This window comes from Ruegeria sp. SATB045, assembly GCF_059613525.1.
Genome location: NZ_JBXWSR010000022.1, coordinates 1 through 15,915, shown reverse-complemented (window position 1 = coordinate 15,915; position 15,915 = coordinate 1). Strand labels below are relative to the sequence as shown.

Here is a 15,915-nt window from a genome sequence, read left to right as displayed (position 1 = left end):
CGGATCGGCCAAGCCGATCCGAACCCAATCACCCATGCATCCCCAGCCCATTGGCAATCTTCCAGATCCGCCAATGATCGTGCGGCATATGACTTTGCACCAACCCAAAGGGCCGGAACGCATCATGCACCGCGTTCGAGAAACAGGGCACACCACCCACATTAGGGCTTTCCCCAACACCCTTCGCACCAATCGGATGATGCGGGGACGGCGTCACCGTATAGTCGGTGATATAGTTCGGTGTCTCCCACGCGGTCGGCAGGAAGAAATCCATCAGCGTGCCAGTCTTAACGTTACCCATCTCGTCATAGGCAATCTCTTGACCCATCGCGATGGCCAACGCTTCGGTCACGCCACCATGAACCTGCCCGTCGATAATCATCGGGTTGATCCGCGTGCCGCAATCGTCTAGCGCATAGAACTTCCGGACATCCCATTCGCCAGTATCCACGTCGATCTCCATGACGCAGATATAGGCCCCGAACGGATAGGTCATGTTCGGCGGATCATAGTAGCTGACCGCCTCCAAACCGGGCTCCAGACCGGGGATTGCCTGATTATAGGCGGCGAAGGCGATCTCCTTCATCGTCTTGAACCGCTCAGGCGCGCCCTTGACCGAGAACCGATCCACGTCCCATTCGACATCGTCATCATGGACCTCCAGCAGATAGGCCGCAATCATCTGCGCCTTGGCGCGGATCTTACGCGCGGCCATTGCCGTTGCCGCACCGGCCACAGGAGTGGACCGAGACCCGTAAGTCCCCAGACCATAGGGTGCTGTGTCGGTATCGCCTTCCTCCAGCGTGATGTCATCGGCTGGCAACCCGATCTCACTGGCGATGATCTGTGCAAAGGTCGTGGCATGACCTTGACCCTGAGAGATCGTCCCCAGCCGTGCGATAGCCGACCCTGTCGGGTGAATGCGGATTTCGCACGAGTCGAACATACCCAGCCCAAGGATATCGCAGTTCTTCACTGGCCCCGCGCCCACGATTTCTGTGAAATGCGTCAGGCCAATGCCCAGCAGTTTGCGAGTCTTACCGGCTTTGAACTCCTCGACCCGTTGCGCCTGTTCCGCCCGCAGACCCTCGTAGTCGACCGCCTTCAATGCCTTGTCCCAAGCGGTGTGATAATCACCCGAGTCGTATTCCCAGCCCAGTGCCGACTGATAGGGGAACTGGTCGGCCTTGATGAAGTTGATCCGGCGCAGCTCGGCCGCGTCCATGTTCAGCTTGATGGCTAGAACCTCGATCATCCGTTCGATGAAATAGGCCGCCTCGGTCACACGGAAGGAACAGCGATAGGCTACCCCGCCGGGAGCCTTGTTGGTATAGACCCCATCCACGGCCAGATAGGCGGTCGGGATGTCGTAGGATCCGGTGCAGATGTTCATGAACCCAGCCGGGAATTTGGTCGGGTCCGCACAGGCGTCAAAGCCGCCGTGATCCGCCGTCGTGTGACACCACAGACCGGTGATCTTACCGTCCGTCGTTGCCGCGATTTTGCCCTGCATCCAGTAGTCGCGGGCAAAGGCGGTGGACATCAAATTCTCCATCCGGTCCTCGACCCATTTCACTGGCTTGCCGGTGACAATCGAGGCCACGACCGAGCAGACATAACCCGCATAGGCCCCAACCTTGTTACCAAAGCCACCACCGATATCGGGACTGATGACGCGGATATTGTGCTCGGCAATGCCCGAGATCAGCGACACAACCGTCCGGATCGCGTGCGGGGCTTGGAACGTACCGTAGAGCGTCAGCTTGCCGGTCACTTTGTCCATGCTGGCCACCGAGCCGCAGGTCTCCAGCGGGCAAGGATGGGTACGGTGGTAATAGACCATCTCTTCAGCCACCACATCGGCCTCGGCCAGAATAGCCTCGGTCGCGTCTTTGTCGCCCTGTTCCCAGGTGAAGATGTGATTGTGATGCTTGCGCGGCCCGTGCGCACCTTCGGTCTGACCCTCAAGGTCTTCACGCAGGACCACATCGGATTTCAGCGCCTCGAACGGGTCGGTCAGAACAGGAAGTTCCTCGTATTCAACCTCGACCAGTTCAGCAGCATCCGCCGCGATATAGCGATCCTCGGCCACAACGAAAGCGACCTCCTGACCTTGGAACAGCACTTTGCCATCGGCCAGCACCATCTGTTTATCGCCTGCCAGTGTCGGCATCCAATGCAGGCCCAGCGGCGATAAGTCTTCGGCAGTCAGAACAGCGATCACGCCGGGCAGCGCCAGCGCGGCTTCTTTGTTGACGCTGACAACGCGGGCATGTGCGTAGGGGGAGCGCACAAAGTCGCCGAACAACATGCCATCCAGCTTGATGTCGTCGACGTAGTTGCCCTTGCCTTGGGTAAAGCGCACATCCTCGACGCGTTTGCGCGAGCTGCCCATCCCTTTGAGATTGGCGGCGCGTTCTTCGGGGGTCAGAGTCTGGTCGTTCATTCCGCAGCCTCCTTCTGAGCGTTCAGCATGTCAGCCGAGGCCGAGATCGCCTTGACGATGTTTTGGTAGCCGGTGCAGCGGCAGAGGTTCCCAGCCATACCGAAACGGATGTCTTCTTCGGTTGGGTTCGGGTTTTCTTGCAACAAGCGATGCGCGCGGGTGATCATGCCCGGCGTGCAAAAACCGCATTGCAGGCCATGATGTTCACGGAACATCTCCTGCAATACACCAAGGCTGCCGTCGTCATTGGTGAGGCCTTCGACCGTGGTGATATCGGCGCCGTTCACCTGCGCCACGAAGGTGGTGCAGGACTTGACAGACTTGCCATCGATATCAACGGTGCAAGCGCCGCAGTGGCTGGTTTCGCAACCGATATGGGGGCCGGTGATTTTCAGATCTTCCCGCAGGAAGTGGATCAGCAACGTGCGCGGCTCGGCCAGACCTTCGACCTCTTTGCCGTTCACGGTGAGTTTGACGTGCATTTTTGACATGGGTTCTCCTCCCCTCAACCCGCGCGGCTTTGGGCGCGGTCGATGGCGCGGCGCAGCATGACGCCTGCCACATGTTTCTTGAACTCGACGGGGCCACGATTGTCGGCAACCGGATCAATCGCATCCAGCATGGCAGCAACGCAGCCATTCACATCACCGTCCGCCAGCGCAGCGCTTGCGCCTTCGGACCACACAGGTGTGTCAGCCAGATTGGTCATCGCGACCGAGGCCGTTCCGTTACCCACCATCACAGCAGCCGCAGCCGTGGCATAGTCGCCAATCTTGCGCTTTTGCTTTTCATACGCCTGACCGACTCCCGCGCTGGGCACCGGGATCGAGATACGGGTCAGGATTTCCTCATCCTCGCGGGCGGTGAAATACGCGGCCTCGTAAAACTCACGCGCGGCGACGCTGCGATTGCCATCGGGACCGGACAGATCAAATGTGGCGTTCAGGCATTGCATCAACCCCGGCATGTCATTGCCCGGATCCCCATTGGCCACATTGCCTCCGACGGTGCCCACATAGCGCACCTGCGGATCAGCGATCTGCAATGCCGCCTCGCGGATCAGCGGAATTGCAGCGGCCAGACCGTCATGCGTGATCAATTCGTGCTGCGTGACCATCGCACCCAAGGTCACGGTGTCGGAGCCGACCTCGATGCCCTTCAATTCGTCGATGGCTTGCAGATCAACCAGATGGCCCATCTCGGCCATGCGCAGCTTCATCATCGGGATCAGGCTGTGCCCGCCCGCGATCACGCGCGCTTCGTCTCCGTGTTCTTGCAAAATGCCGATGGCCGAGGCGATATCGCCTGGCCGGTGATACTCAAAACCGGCTGGTATCATGTTTTTCCTCCCTGGGTCCGAGCAATATGCCTTGGGGGACCTGACGTCAGGAAAGAACGCCCTCGTCAGCCGTGCCAGTCAACGAGAACGGGGCGCGCAGCTTGTTTCACGAAATACGAATAGGCTGCACGAGTTGCGATCAAAGGCCCAGCGCGTCGCGAATGTCAGGCAGGCGTGACCGGCTGACCGGCACCTTGGTCAACGCGTCCACACCGTCGAAATAACAAGTGCCATTGTCCTTGTGACGCTCAAAACTGGAGACATGTTTGGGATTCACCAGATAGCTGCGATGGGCGCGCAAAAACCCGTCCGGCGTCAGGCGGGTTTCAGCCTCGGTGATGGACCAGGGACAGAACAGTTTCTCGGCCCCGATATAGAGCACGGTATAATGCCCTTCGGCCCGGATTGCGGCGATCTCGGTCGGGGTGGCGAAAAAGGTCTGGCCTTCGCGCTCAAACGGAATGCCTGCCCGCAAGGTCGCAGGTTCAGGCCTGGGTGGAGCAGGTGCCACAACAGCAGCAGGTTCAAGGAAGCTAACGCCAGTCAACAGGAACGCTCCACAGATCAGGAACACCGCCACGGTGACACCCATCGCCAGCACCTGATTGTTCAGTGCCGGACCGGCCCCGCCGGTGCTGTCGCTGACGGTGAAATCGGTCAGACCGGTGGCCACGAAGTGCATTGTAAACACCGCCAATCCGAAACAGGCCGTTCCCAGCAAGATGTTACGCTGCGTGCGGTTGTCGTAGGCCACCCAGATCGCCACAACCGACAGCACGACCGAGGCCAGCGTTGACAACAGTACGTCCCACACGTTGTAGACCGGGCGACACAACTCCATCCCGGCCATGCCTATATAGTGCATCACAACGATGCCAAGGCCCACGATCACGCCCGCCCCCACTATGGTCTGCACCGAACGTGGCCGGAAATGCAGCAACAGCAGCGCCAAACCTACCATCAGGATCGCCACAAGGGCCGAAATCAGTGTGATCAGCGCGTCATAGTAGAACAGGATCGGAAGTTGCAGGCCCAGCATGGCGACGAAATGCATCGACCAGATGCCGCCGCCCAGAACCACCGCAGCCAGCGCCACGATGATCTTACGGCGCTGGTCGTCCAGCTTCGATGCGCCATGTGTAAGATAAAGGCCGGTAAACCCCGCCATGAGCGCCACAGCTAACGAGGCTGCCACAAGCCAAGCGTTATGCGAATAGTCCAGCATTTTTGGTTTAGGCGCCCTCCCCGACGCGTGGACGACGTTAGCAAACGGATTTGATTGGGACAATTGGCTCTTGAACACGAATTCGGTGCTCGCCTCGGCCGTAACCTTTTTTCGTTTGCGACTTAGAAATTCAGCGCGTTACAAGTTCGCGCTCAGATCTACTTGATGGTCTCCGCTGCCTATTGAATCACCGCATTTTCCCATGCGGAAAGAAACTTTTTACGCTTAAGGTCATCCAAAAAAGTCAGCAAAGCCGGGTTCAATCCAATCGTTTCTCTGTCAGTCACCCCTCCCGGAGACGTCAGCGGCGGGAGGGAGGACTGCGTTTCCTGCGCGGCAGACTTTTCGGCAACGAGATGGCGGATGAAAGCTTCTGCTGCGTCTGGTTCCCGAGTTGCATTAGAAACCAAAGCTGTACGCATCATAATCGTTTGAAAATCAGTCGGAAAAATAACTTCAAGCGCATCTTTACCTTCGGCTCGGACAGCGGCGTAGCTGCCCAACACGTTATATGCGACCAAAATCGTGCCATCGGCCAGATCATTGATCATTTCGCCCGAACAACAATACAGCCGCACATCAAGCCCGCCCATAACTTCCATCAAGCGCCAATAGGTTTCCGAAGCTCGCGCATCCTGCGTTGCAAAGAGGTAACCCAAACCGGACTGGCGAACATCATAAGTGCCTACCTTGCCACGGAATTCCTCCGGACGTTTCCGTAAAGCTTCGATCAACATTTGGCGCGTTACGGGAACTTGCTGGCCTTCAAATGCCGCCCTGTTGATCACAATGGCCGCCGGCTCAGTGGTGAACGAGAAAAGGCTGTTGTGCCATTGTGCCCAGTGCGGTGTATCGATGTCGTCGATTGGTAGGGCATACCCATCATTGGCCAGTTTGAGTTGCAGATCCATCGCACTGGACACTACCACGTCAAATGCATCAGCAGCGGCTCGGACCCGCATGTTGATATCGGCCGTGCCCGAGACCAGGTATTCGACACTAATTGAGGGATTCTTCGCCACAAACTCCTCGATCAGTGGCGCAAATAGAACTGTGTCCGTGCTCGAGATTACCCGCAGCCTGGGACCCTCTGCACCCTCGTTGAAAATCAACTGATCTTCCCAGTCTTCTGCCCATCCAGCGCCGGGCAGAAAAGCCAGCATCAAAGCGATAATGTAACGCATGCGCCCCCCATTGGCCGGTTCGACAGAACCAGCATTCCCCCATGTGCAGTCGCCACATCCTTTGCAATGGTTAGTCCCAGTCCAGAGCCAATGGTTCCTACAGCGTTTTTCCCACGCTCAAATCGCCGGGTCAGTCTGTCAACTTCGCTGGGAAGAAAGCCGGGCCCGGTGTCGCTGACCTTAATCTCGGGTTTCGCTGTGACCTCTATTTCTACGATGCTGTCTGCAGGTGCATATTTCAACGCGTTGTCGATCATGTTTCTGACAGCGTTTTGAATAAGAATAGGATCTCCAGAATACGGAACCGATTTATCGCCCGTCAGACAGAGCGACAGTTCCTTCATTTCAGCGATAGGCGTCAAACGCTGAACCAGCTCTTGGATCAACTCGACAAGGTCAACATTCTCGCGCTCTAGCCGGTCCGCGCGAGACGTAATCATGGCGTGATCCAAAAGCTGACCTGCTGCGCGCGAGCTTTCGTCGATCGCGCGAACCATAGCACGCAGCGCCTCGCGGTTTTCTTTTCTTTCCACGCGGTGGAGCGTGGCTTCAGCGTATGATCTGACAGTCGCCAAAGGTGTCCTGACGCGGTGGGCCGCTTCGGCGATAAAGTCCTCGGATTGGCTAAGCGACTGATCCAACCGGCCCATCAAGGAATTCAAGGACATGACAAGCGGCGCCATTTCTCGTGGCACTGGTTTTTTGAAAGGACTCAGATCCTGCGGCCCCCTTCGGGTTACCGAAGTCGTCAACTTGTTGAGCTGACCAATGGTTGTCGACGTGATCCAGAAAGATAAAGCTGCGGTGAGTAGAAAGAACCCCAACCCAAGAAAAGCAGCATTGCGCGAAATCTGATCAAGAGTTTCGGAAAGCGCATCCTGAGTTTGACCCAGTACGACTTCGACCTCGGTTTGTCGGTCAAGTCCAACAAGAGTCCGGCTGGCGCTGACCTGTCGGATAAGTTCTTCGCGAACTTCGCCGGTTTTGAACGACCAATCGCTTTCTCCGAGCCCACCAGCAAACCGAAGGTCTTCGTAGCCCGATAGGAACTCACCGTCCTGAAAGATCGCATAGAACACTCGGTCATCTGACGGTGTACTCAGCATTGAAAATGCTGCGTACGGGATATCTACCTCGAGTGCACCATCTCTGAGCGCCGCAGCATCCAGTATTGATGTCACTGAAGCTTCAAGTATGTTGTCCTGACCTTGTTGTGCCACCTGCGCCGCGTAATTGCGAACTGTGAAAAACAGAAGAATTGCAAGAACAGCCGCACCGCCAATCAACGCGAGCACCAGCCTGTTTCGCAATGACCCTGAAACGGTCGGATTAGTTGTCATGATCCAGCCTATACCCCAGACCGCGCAGAGTAGTTATCTTGAGGTCCGACTTTTCAAGATGCCTGCGCAATCGGCCCACATAGACCTCGATGGCGTTGTCTGAAATGTTGTCATCGTAGGAAAACAGCCGATCTGCCAGCTTCTGTTTCGAGAACACATGACCGGGTGCGTTGATGAACAGCTCCATCATACGCAATTCACGATTCCGCAAAGAAACGATGTCCCCGGCGACGACCAAATGCCCCGCGACCGGATCGAAGACAATGCCGCCCATCTCGATCGTCGTTTTTGTGATGCCTGACTTGCGACGCAAAACGGCACGGCATCTAGCCTCGAGTTCAGCGTGATCAAATGGCTTTGTGACGTAATCGTCGGCCCCAAGATCCAAAGAACCGATTCGATCAGAAACCTGACTGCGCGCGGTCAATACAATCACGGGAGTGTCCAGTCGACTTGCCCGATGCCGTTTCAGAAAGTCTCGGCCATCCCCATCTGGGAGCATGATATCCAACAGAATCAGGTCGTATTCTTCGGTTTCGACAAAGGCGGTTGCGTCCTCCAAATTCGCTGCGTGATCAATGACATGACCGTCCAGACGCATGCGCGAACTGACCGCGTTCGCGAGGTCCAGGTTGTCTTCGACAAGTAGAAATTTCATCAGGCTTTTTCAGTATTTTGCCGCGTGACAGGTTGATGTCAGGTTGGTGTGTTTTTGTTCCATCCAATCTGAGCCGCCATGCGGCCGGTTGTCAAACGGGAGGAAATCATGACAACGATTAAACTGGGCCGTCGCGCCCTAATCGCAGCTGTGGCCGCAATCGGCCTGACCGGCCCGACATTGGCCGAAGATCAAGTCGTGGACAGCATCCACTTTCTGATCCCCGGCGGTGCCGGTGGTGGCTGGGACGGAACTGCCCGCGGCACGGGTGAAGCCCTTACGAATGCGGGTCTTGTTGGCACTGCATCCTATGAGAACATGTCAGGTGGCGGCGGCGGTAAGGCCATCGGCTTTCTGATTGAAAACGCTGACAGCAATCACGGCACATTGATGGTGAACTCAACTCCCATCGTTATCCGTTCGCTGACTGGTGTTTTCCCGCATAACTTCCGCGACCTGACTCTGGTTTCAGGCACTATTGGTGACTATGCGGCGATCGTCGTAGGCAAAGACAGCCCGATCAACTCGATGGACGATCTGTTGGCAGCTTTTGACGCAGATCCTTCGGCCACAGCAATTGGTGGTGGCTCGGTACCGGGCGGCATGGATCACTTGGTTGCAGCCATGGTCATGGAAGCAGCTGGCAAAGACGCTCTGGGCGTAAAGTACATTCCGTATGACGCAGGCGGCAAAGCCATGGCGGCGCTTCTGTCCGGCGAAATCGCGGCTCTGTCGACGGGTTTCTCGGAAGCTGTTGACCTGTCGAACGCGGGCGAAGTCAAAATCATCGGTGTCACATCGGAAGAACGCGTTGACGCCGCTCCTGATGCGATGACCATGAAGGAGCAGGGTATTGATACCACCTTCGTCAACTGGCGCGGATTCTTCGCAGCACCTGGTCTACCGGAAGACAAGCTGGCGGCATATCAAGACGCAATCGCCAAGATGTACGACACTCCTGAATGGGAAGAGGTTCGGGCGCGCAACGGATGGGTCAACATCCACAACTCGGGCGCTGACTTCCAGACGTTCCTTGAGCAGCAGGAACAGCAGATCGGTGATCTGATGAAGAAGCTGGGCTTTCTCTAACTGAAAATCGGCAGAGCGGACCGCCGCTCTGCCTTCCCCAAAGACAACAAAAAAGGAGGGGGCATCATGGCGTTGGATCGCTGGATCGCGCTCGTTCTGCTGGGTGTTTGTTTAACATATGGCTACGCCGCCTGGTTCACGATGGACGGTAGCCTTCCCCCCTTCATGCAAAGAAATCCCATCTGGCCAAGCACCTTCCCCAAAGTGCTGTCCATTCTGGGTATCGTCACGACGACAATTATCCTGCTGGGCTTTGAAAAGTCCGAGATCAAGGAAGCCGACATCGATTATCGCCGGCTGGGTGATTACCATCTGGATCAGGCGCTAATGCTGCTGGCTTTGATGGTGATCTACGCTTTGTGCCTGCGTCCTGTCGGTTTCCTGATTTCCACATCGGCATTCCTGATCCTTGGCTCTTTCATTCTGGGTGAGCGCAAGTGGCACATCATGCTGCCTGTTGCCTTCATCGCTACTGGGGCCGTCTGGTATCTGGTTCAGGAAGTTCTTGGCATTTACATGCGCCCCCTGCCGGGCATTTTCGGAGGCTGACATGCTTGAAGGACTTCTGATCGGCCTGCAAACGGCATTCTCAATCCAAAACCTACTGATGGTTATAGCTGGGTGCCTGATCGGCACGTTCATCGGGATGTTGCCCGGTCTTGGACCGATGTCGATCATCGCCATCATGATCCCGGTTGCGATCTCGATGGGCGACCCATCCGCCGCACTGATCCTTTTGGCTGGGGTGTATTACGGAGCGATCTTTGGCGGTTCCACGTCATCCATCTTGCTGAACGCGCCGGGCGTCGCCGGTACGGTGGCCTCAAGTTTTGATGGCTATCCGATGGCCCGCCAAGGCAAGGCTGGGAAAGCACTGACAATCGCCGCAATCGCCAGTTTCGCAGGCGGTACGCTGGGTGCCGTCCTGCTTATGGTGTTTGCACCGGCTTTGTCTTCTGTTGCGCTGCTGTTCCACTCGGCCGAGTATTTCGCCCTTATGGTCGTTGGTCTTTCAGCCATCGCTGCCTTCGCCGGAAGCGGTCAAGTCGCCAAAGCTGTCATCATGACGGTACTGGGGCTGATCATGGCTACCGTTGGTGAGGGCGCGTTGTTCAACCTGCCTCGGTTCACCATGGGAATCATGGACCTGCAATCGGGCTTCGGCTTCATCACACTGGCCATGGCCATGTTTGCCTTGCCCGAAGCGCTGTTTCTGGTCCTGAAGCCAAAAGATCTGAAAGGTGATGATGGCGAGATCAAGGACCTGCGCATCACCAAGGAAGAAGCCAAGGCAATTGCACCAGTTGTGGGACGGCAGTCCGTACAAGGTTTCTTCATCGGCGTTCTTCCTGGCGCCGGTGCGACGATCGCCAGTTTCCTCGGCTACGCCGTTGAACGCAACATCGCTCCGAAAGAGGAACAAGAAGAATTTGGCAAAGGCTCGATCAAGGGTCTGGCAGCCCCGGAAACAGCGAACAACGCGGCCTGCACAGGATCATTCGTTCCACTGCTGACTTTGGGTATTCCAGGTTCCGGCACCACGGCGATCCTGCTGGGCGCGCTGATTGCTCTGAACGTGACACCCGGCCCGCGTCTGATGCTGGATGAGCCTCAGATCTTCTGGGCTGTGATCATGTCCATGTTTATCGGAAACCTTGTCCTGTTGATCCTGAACCTGCCGCTTATTCCTTACATCGCAAAGGTGCTATCCGTTCCGCGCAACTACCTGATACCGTTCATTTTGTTCTTTACGTTGATGGGCGCTTATATTGGGCAGAACAATGCAACGGAGTTGTTGATCCTTGTGGGTTTCGGCGTCTGCGCCACGGCTTTGAAGTTTGCCGACTATCCGCTGGCCCCGCTTCTGATCGGGTTCATCCTTGGCGGAATGATGGAAGACAACTTTGCAAGGTCCATGCAGCTTTATGACGGGATCTCGTTTATCTGGGAACGTCCCATGACGCTGGGCCTGCTGGTTATCGCCGCGCTGCTGGTGTTGCTGCCCAGCTATCGCGCGCGTCGCGCACGGGCACGGGCTGCCGGTATCGCCGATGGCGACTGAGCCTTTGGCAGGAATACGGGTTCTTGACCTGACGAATGTTCTGGCGGGCCCGTATTGCTGCTATCAGCTTGCCCTGATGGGGGCCGAGGTGATCAAGGTCGAACGGCCTGAGGGCGGCGACCTTGCTCGGGTGTTGGGGGCAGACCCAGACCGCAACAAGGCCGGAATGGGCATCAGTTTTCTCGCCCAGAACGCGGATAAGAAATCCATCACGCTGGATATGAAGCCCGCAAAGGGCAAAGACTTGCTGAAGAAGCTGGTTCAAACCGCCGACGTGCTGGTCGAAAATTTCCGGCCCGGCGTAATGGACCGGCTTGGCCTTGGCTATGACGTTCTGCGCGCTGAAAATGCCAACCTGATCTATTGTGCAATCAGCGGTTTTGGGCAGGACGGTCCTCGCAAAAAAGACCCGGCCTACGACCAAATCGTTCAGGGTATCAGCGGTGTCATGTCGATCACCGGAGCAACCGATACAGCGCCCTATCGCGTCGGATACCCGCTGGCCGATACCGTCGGGGGGCTAACGGCCGCTTTTGCGATCAGTGCGGCCCTGAACGCCAGACCACGCGGCACGTTTCTGGATATCGCAATGTCTGAGGCGGTGATCTCCACCATGGGCTGGGTGGTGTCGAACTACCTGATCGGGGATGTCACACCGGCAGCGCATGGCAACGAAAACACCACATCCGCCCCGTCAGGAACCTTTGCCACTGCGGATAACCCGATCAACATCGCGGCCAATCGTGACGAACAATGGCAGGCGCTTGCTCGACACCTTGGACGGGAAGATTTGCTGGGCAACCCTGACTATGCCTCGCGTGAAGATCGCAAGAGGAACCGCCATACCCTGAGGGACGATCTTGAAGCCACGCTGCGCACCCGACCCTCCCGGGAATGGGTTCGCGAGTTGAACGCGATTGGCGTTCCGACCGGGCAGGTGATGACCGTGCCCGAAGCGTTGGCTGACGAACAGCTTACAGGCCGCGGATTGATTGGATCTTTGCCGTCCCACAGCGACGAGCTGAAACTGACCGGCAGCCCTGTTGTGATGGATGGTCAACGCAGAATGCCCCGGACCGCCCCACCGGATTTGGGGGCAGATAATGCCGTGATCTGGTCTGAGCTTGGTCTGAGCCGTGACGAAATAAACGCGTTGACGAAGGAGGGGATCATATGAGCGATGTCGCTGACTGGTGGTCAACATCCATCATCGACATGGAACCCGGACGAATAGACCTGCGGGGCACACCTATTCAGGACCTTATCGGCAACCTTGGTTTCGCAGAAATGATCTGGTTCATGGTGCGCGGAGACAGGCCATCCGCCGCACAGTTGAAATTGTTCGAGGCCGCCTTAGTTGCTGCCGTGGATCACGGGCCACAAGCCCCTTCGATCGCTACGGCCCGCATGGCAGTAACGTGTGGACTGCCGCTCAACAATGCCATGGCAAGCGCGGTGAACATGCTAGGGGACATCCACGGCGGTGCTGGCGAGCAAGCGGTGACCCTGTATCAGTTTGTCAATGCTCACCCATCCGCCGTTGGCCCGGCGCTGGATGACTGGATTGCCGCGCAAGGGAAAATTCTGCCCGGATTCGGCCACCGCTTTCACACCCCAGCGGATCCACGCGCACCACGTTTGATGAGCCTTGTGGACGAAGCGATTGAGGCAGGTGCCTGTGATGGGCGCTACAAATCTGTCGCGATCGACATCGAAGGCGAATTGGCGCAGCGTAAAGGCAAACCCATTCCGATGAATATCGACGGAGCCACAGCGGTGATCTATGCCGAGCTTGGTTTTGACGCGCCGCTGGCACGCGGCCTGTTTTGCCTGTCCCGTTCTGTCGGCATTCTTGCACATGCGTGGGAACAGTCTCAGCAGGGTGGCCGAAACAAGGGACCGACCCCGCCAAAGTATCGCTGGACGTACTTGCCCAGCGACACGTAAGTGGCATCAAGGTTCTAAAGTGTCCGTTGATCCGAGTCCTCAGACCTTCTCTTCGATCGCAGGCTCGACATCGGGGCGTACGGGTTCGGCCTCCATTTCGATCACGTCGGGCGCAACTTCTTCTTCCGGCTCTTCAACCTCCGGCTCGACCTTGTCTTCAAGCGCGCCAACGATCAGGGGCAGCATGTGAACACCGGTCGCCGAGGCGATCTCGGGCGTTTGCGGAGTTTGCCAGCTCAGCGTGTCAAAGCTGTGGCAGTTCTGGCAGACCGGAGCCCATTCGGGTTGGATATCATGACAGTTGTCGCAGACCCATTGCGGCCCGCGCGGCGCGTTCAGCGCCTTGGCCAGCCATCCCTGCACCACCGCGTCCGAGGCGCCCTCGCCCCGTTCAATCGCCGCCATCAGCGTATAGGCACGGGCATCGGCCTGTTTTTCTACCACATCGCCCAGCGCACGGCGAGCTTCGGGGAAATCCTCGGCCACGATGTTCAACTCGGCCAGGATCAGGCGCGTTTCAGGGTTTTCCGGGTGGATACGGGTCAGGGCGGTGAACCGCTTGATCCGCGCATCCGGCGTTTCATCCGGCGCGATTTCCGCAAAGGCATGGGCCAGATCGGGATGCGGCTGCACCTCCCACGCTTTTTTCAGGATCTTGGTCGCGGCGCGCGGCTTGCCCTTTTCGATATAGGCCCGCGCGGCCATCGCAGCGGCAGGAACCAGATCAGGCGACAAGCGGTTGGCCTCGATCGCGTGTTCTTGCTGTTCGACCGTGGCGCCTTCGTCCAGAATGCCCTTGGCTTCGGACAGCGCCAGCACTGCATCACGGCGTTTGAACACGTCGCGCGGCAGATGACCAGCCTTGAGCTTGGCCGTCAGAGTCGAACGCGCGCCCGTCCAATCCTGCGACTTGGTCTGCAAACCCAGCAGAATATCCTGCGTTTCGGCGTGGCGCGGCTTGATCGCCAACGCCTTTTCGGCCAGCTTCCGGGCGGTATCGTCATCACCCTCGGCCAGTTTCTGCTTCAAGATACCACGCACGCCCACAAACCGGGTGGCGTTGTTCGTCACCAGTTTCTTATAGGTGTCCGAGGCTTTCTTGGTGTCACCATTCATCTCGGCCGCCTGTGCCACCAGCAGATTGGTTAGTTCAGGCTTGTTCAGCAGTTTTTCGGCCTTGGTGGCCTTGGACATGGCAATGCGCCCCTCGCCCGAAGCCAGTGCCATCAGCCCATCAGCCAGCGCCTGATAGCCGCGCTGTTCACGGCTGCGGTCGAAATAGCGCGACAGGGCGGTTTCATCGCCATTTAGGAATTTCAGCGTGGCGATCAGAAGGGTCAGCAGTTTGAAGAACAGCCAGATCGCAAAGACCAACACGCCCAGCGCAATAACCGATTGCAAAGGCCCCAGAGTGTATTCCGTGCCACCCGCCGTGATCTGAATACCGCCGCTGGTTTCCATCAGGAACCCGGCACCAATAGCCAGAAGGCCAACAATGGCAACAAATACAAGGATTTTTATCAGTGACCACAGCATGGCAGGTCCTTCAGTTCGAGTTCGCGCCAGAAGCAAGCGCATCTGCGGCATCCACGGCAGATACCCGTGTCTGCGCCGCTTTTTCCCATTCAGCCAGCGCATCACGGGCCGCCTCGGGCAGAGATTTCAGTTCGTTCAAAGCCCCAGCCACATCACCGGCGGACAGCGCCGCTTGCGCACGAGACAAGATCGCATCCGGATCATCACCCTCTTGCGGTGTTACCGAACGCGCACCCGTCTGGCGCTGGAGGAACGCGACGATCCCCGTGCCTTTCTCCGCCTCTCGGGCGTCGGCAAGAGCAGCGCGGGCGGCTGGCGCAAAATCCTCACGCAGGGCCGAAACCGTCGCAACTCCATTGTCGGCCGCCGTGGACAGCGCACCCGGGATTTCGACCCCGCCAGCTGACAGCTCGGAAAGAAGGTCGGAATAGGGTTGCCCTGCATCCAACTGCCCGTGGAGCTTAGACAGTATCGCTGCATTGGTCGCGGCCAAAGCCTCATCCGAAGCTTTTGCTTCCAGAGCCTGAGCTTCCGCAACCATCTTTTCAACCTCGGCGCGTTGGGCAGCCAGCGAGTCCTGCAGTTTTTTCAACTCGGCTTCAAATGCGGCTGTGGTTTCGGGGGTGGCTCCTTGGGTCAGCGCGCCGCTTTCCAGCGCGGCCAAACGATCAGCCAGAGGCTGGATCTGTCCTGACAAACCATCAAGGCCGGATTGGACGGCGTCCAGATCCGAAGTGATCGGAGCCAACTGTTCTGTCAAAGCAGCAATCTTGCTTTCCAAGTCCGAGCCATCGGACAGAGATTTCGAGAGCGCGTCGATTTGGTTGGCTTGATCGGTCAGCTTTGCCTCGAGCGTGGTCAACGCGTCCGAGCTGCCGGAGTCGAACAAACCAGCGCTGCCCGCCGCGAACCCGATTGCGGCTGCAATCGCACCGCCGATCAACGCCGGAACAAAGCCACCTTTCTTTTCCGAATGACGTTCGGACAGGTTCTCCTTGAAACGTTCAAGATTGGCTTCGGCTTCGGCTTCGGCTTCGGCTTCGGCTTCGGCTTCGGCTTCGGCTTCGGCTTCGGCTTCGGCTTCGGCTT

The 15,915-nt window shown here is 57.6% G+C and carries 14 protein-coding genes; 5 read left to right on the top strand and 9 right to left on the bottom strand.

What is annotated here, in order from left to right:
• Positions 1–28: 28 nt before the first annotated feature.
• The 7 genes from AC2FNR_RS12645 to AC2FNR_RS12615 form a co-directional block, all read right to left on the bottom strand.
• A complete protein-coding gene (locus tag AC2FNR_RS12645; RefSeq protein WP_480868840.1) occupies positions 29–2,446 on the bottom strand; it encodes an aerobic carbon-monoxide dehydrogenase large subunit in 2,418 nt (805 codons plus the stop codon).
• Positions 2,443–2,937 carry a (2Fe-2S)-binding protein gene (locus AC2FNR_RS12640; protein ID WP_170473684.1) on the bottom strand — a complete coding sequence of 165 codons (495 nt, stop codon included), beginning with the start codon at positions 2,935–2,937 and terminating at the stop codon, positions 2,443–2,445. The genes AC2FNR_RS12645 and AC2FNR_RS12640 overlap by 4 nt, the downstream gene beginning before the upstream one ends.
• A gap of 14 nt (positions 2,938–2,951) precedes the next feature.
• Positions 2,952–3,785 carry an FAD binding domain-containing protein gene (locus tag AC2FNR_RS12635; RefSeq protein ID WP_496849297.1) on the bottom strand — a complete coding sequence of 278 codons (834 nt, stop codon included), beginning with the start codon at positions 3,783–3,785 and terminating at the stop codon, positions 2,952–2,954.
• A gap of 139 nt (positions 3,786–3,924) precedes the next feature.
• Positions 3,925–5,010 (bottom strand): MHYT domain-containing protein, encoded by a 1,086-nt coding sequence (locus AC2FNR_RS12630; RefSeq protein WP_496849295.1) that lies wholly within the window; start codon positions 5,008–5,010, stop codon positions 3,925–3,927.
• A 179-nt stretch (positions 5,011–5,189) separates the two neighbouring features.
• Entirely contained in the window at positions 5,190–6,194 is a 1,005-nt protein-coding gene (locus AC2FNR_RS12625; RefSeq protein ID WP_480868844.1) for an ABC transporter substrate-binding protein, read from the bottom strand.
• Positions 6,173–7,534 (bottom strand): sensor histidine kinase, encoded by a 1,362-nt coding sequence (locus AC2FNR_RS12620; protein ID WP_496849294.1) that lies wholly within the window; start codon positions 7,532–7,534, stop codon positions 6,173–6,175. Before AC2FNR_RS12620 ends, AC2FNR_RS12625 begins: the two co-directional genes overlap by 22 nt.
• The gene (locus tag AC2FNR_RS12615; protein WP_170355567.1) at positions 7,524–8,192 is read right to left on the bottom strand and encodes a response regulator transcription factor; all 669 of its coding nucleotides are present in this window, start codon (positions 8,190–8,192) and stop codon (positions 7,524–7,526) included. Before AC2FNR_RS12615 ends, AC2FNR_RS12620 begins: the two co-directional genes overlap by 11 nt.
• Positions 8,193–8,300: 108 nt before the next feature.
• Between AC2FNR_RS12615 and AC2FNR_RS12610 the strand changes: the two genes are divergently transcribed.
• The 5 genes from AC2FNR_RS12610 to AC2FNR_RS12590 all read left to right on the top strand — a co-directional run bounded on the left by AC2FNR_RS12610 (position 8,301) and on the right by AC2FNR_RS12590 (position 13,290).
• The gene (locus tag AC2FNR_RS12610) at positions 8,301–9,281 is read left to right on the top strand and encodes a Bug family tripartite tricarboxylate transporter substrate binding protein (protein WP_170355568.1); all 981 of its coding nucleotides are present in this window, start codon (positions 8,301–8,303) and stop codon (positions 9,279–9,281) included.
• Between the two features lie 66 nt (positions 9,282–9,347).
• Positions 9,348–9,830 (top strand): tripartite tricarboxylate transporter TctB family protein, encoded by a 483-nt coding sequence (locus tag AC2FNR_RS12605; protein WP_170755555.1) that lies wholly within the window; start codon positions 9,348–9,350, stop codon positions 9,828–9,830.
• 1 nt (position 9,831) lies between these two features.
• Positions 9,832–11,343 carry a tripartite tricarboxylate transporter permease gene (locus tag AC2FNR_RS12600; RefSeq protein ID WP_170755554.1) on the top strand — a complete coding sequence of 504 codons (1,512 nt, stop codon included), beginning with the start codon at positions 9,832–9,834 and terminating at the stop codon, positions 11,341–11,343.
• Positions 11,333–12,520: a CaiB/BaiF CoA transferase family protein gene (locus tag AC2FNR_RS12595; protein WP_496849291.1), complete on the top strand. Its 1,188-nt coding sequence runs from the start codon at positions 11,333–11,335 to the stop codon at positions 12,518–12,520. The genes AC2FNR_RS12600 and AC2FNR_RS12595 overlap by 11 nt, the downstream gene beginning before the upstream one ends.
• Positions 12,517–13,290: a citryl-CoA lyase gene (locus tag AC2FNR_RS12590; protein ID WP_496849289.1), complete on the top strand. Its 774-nt coding sequence runs from the start codon at positions 12,517–12,519 to the stop codon at positions 13,288–13,290. The genes AC2FNR_RS12595 and AC2FNR_RS12590 overlap by 4 nt, the downstream gene beginning before the upstream one ends.
• Positions 13,291–13,329: 39 nt before the next feature.
• Here AC2FNR_RS12590 and AC2FNR_RS12585 read toward each other — a convergent pair whose 3' ends face one another.
• Positions 13,330–14,826: a heme biosynthesis protein HemY gene (locus AC2FNR_RS12585; protein WP_496849287.1), complete on the bottom strand. Its 1,497-nt coding sequence runs from the start codon at positions 14,824–14,826 to the stop codon at positions 13,330–13,332.
• A 10-nt stretch (positions 14,827–14,836) separates the two neighbouring features.
• Positions 14,837–15,915: COG4223 family protein (locus AC2FNR_RS12580; protein WP_496849285.1), on the bottom strand; the 1,079-nt coding region annotated here is incomplete at its 5' end.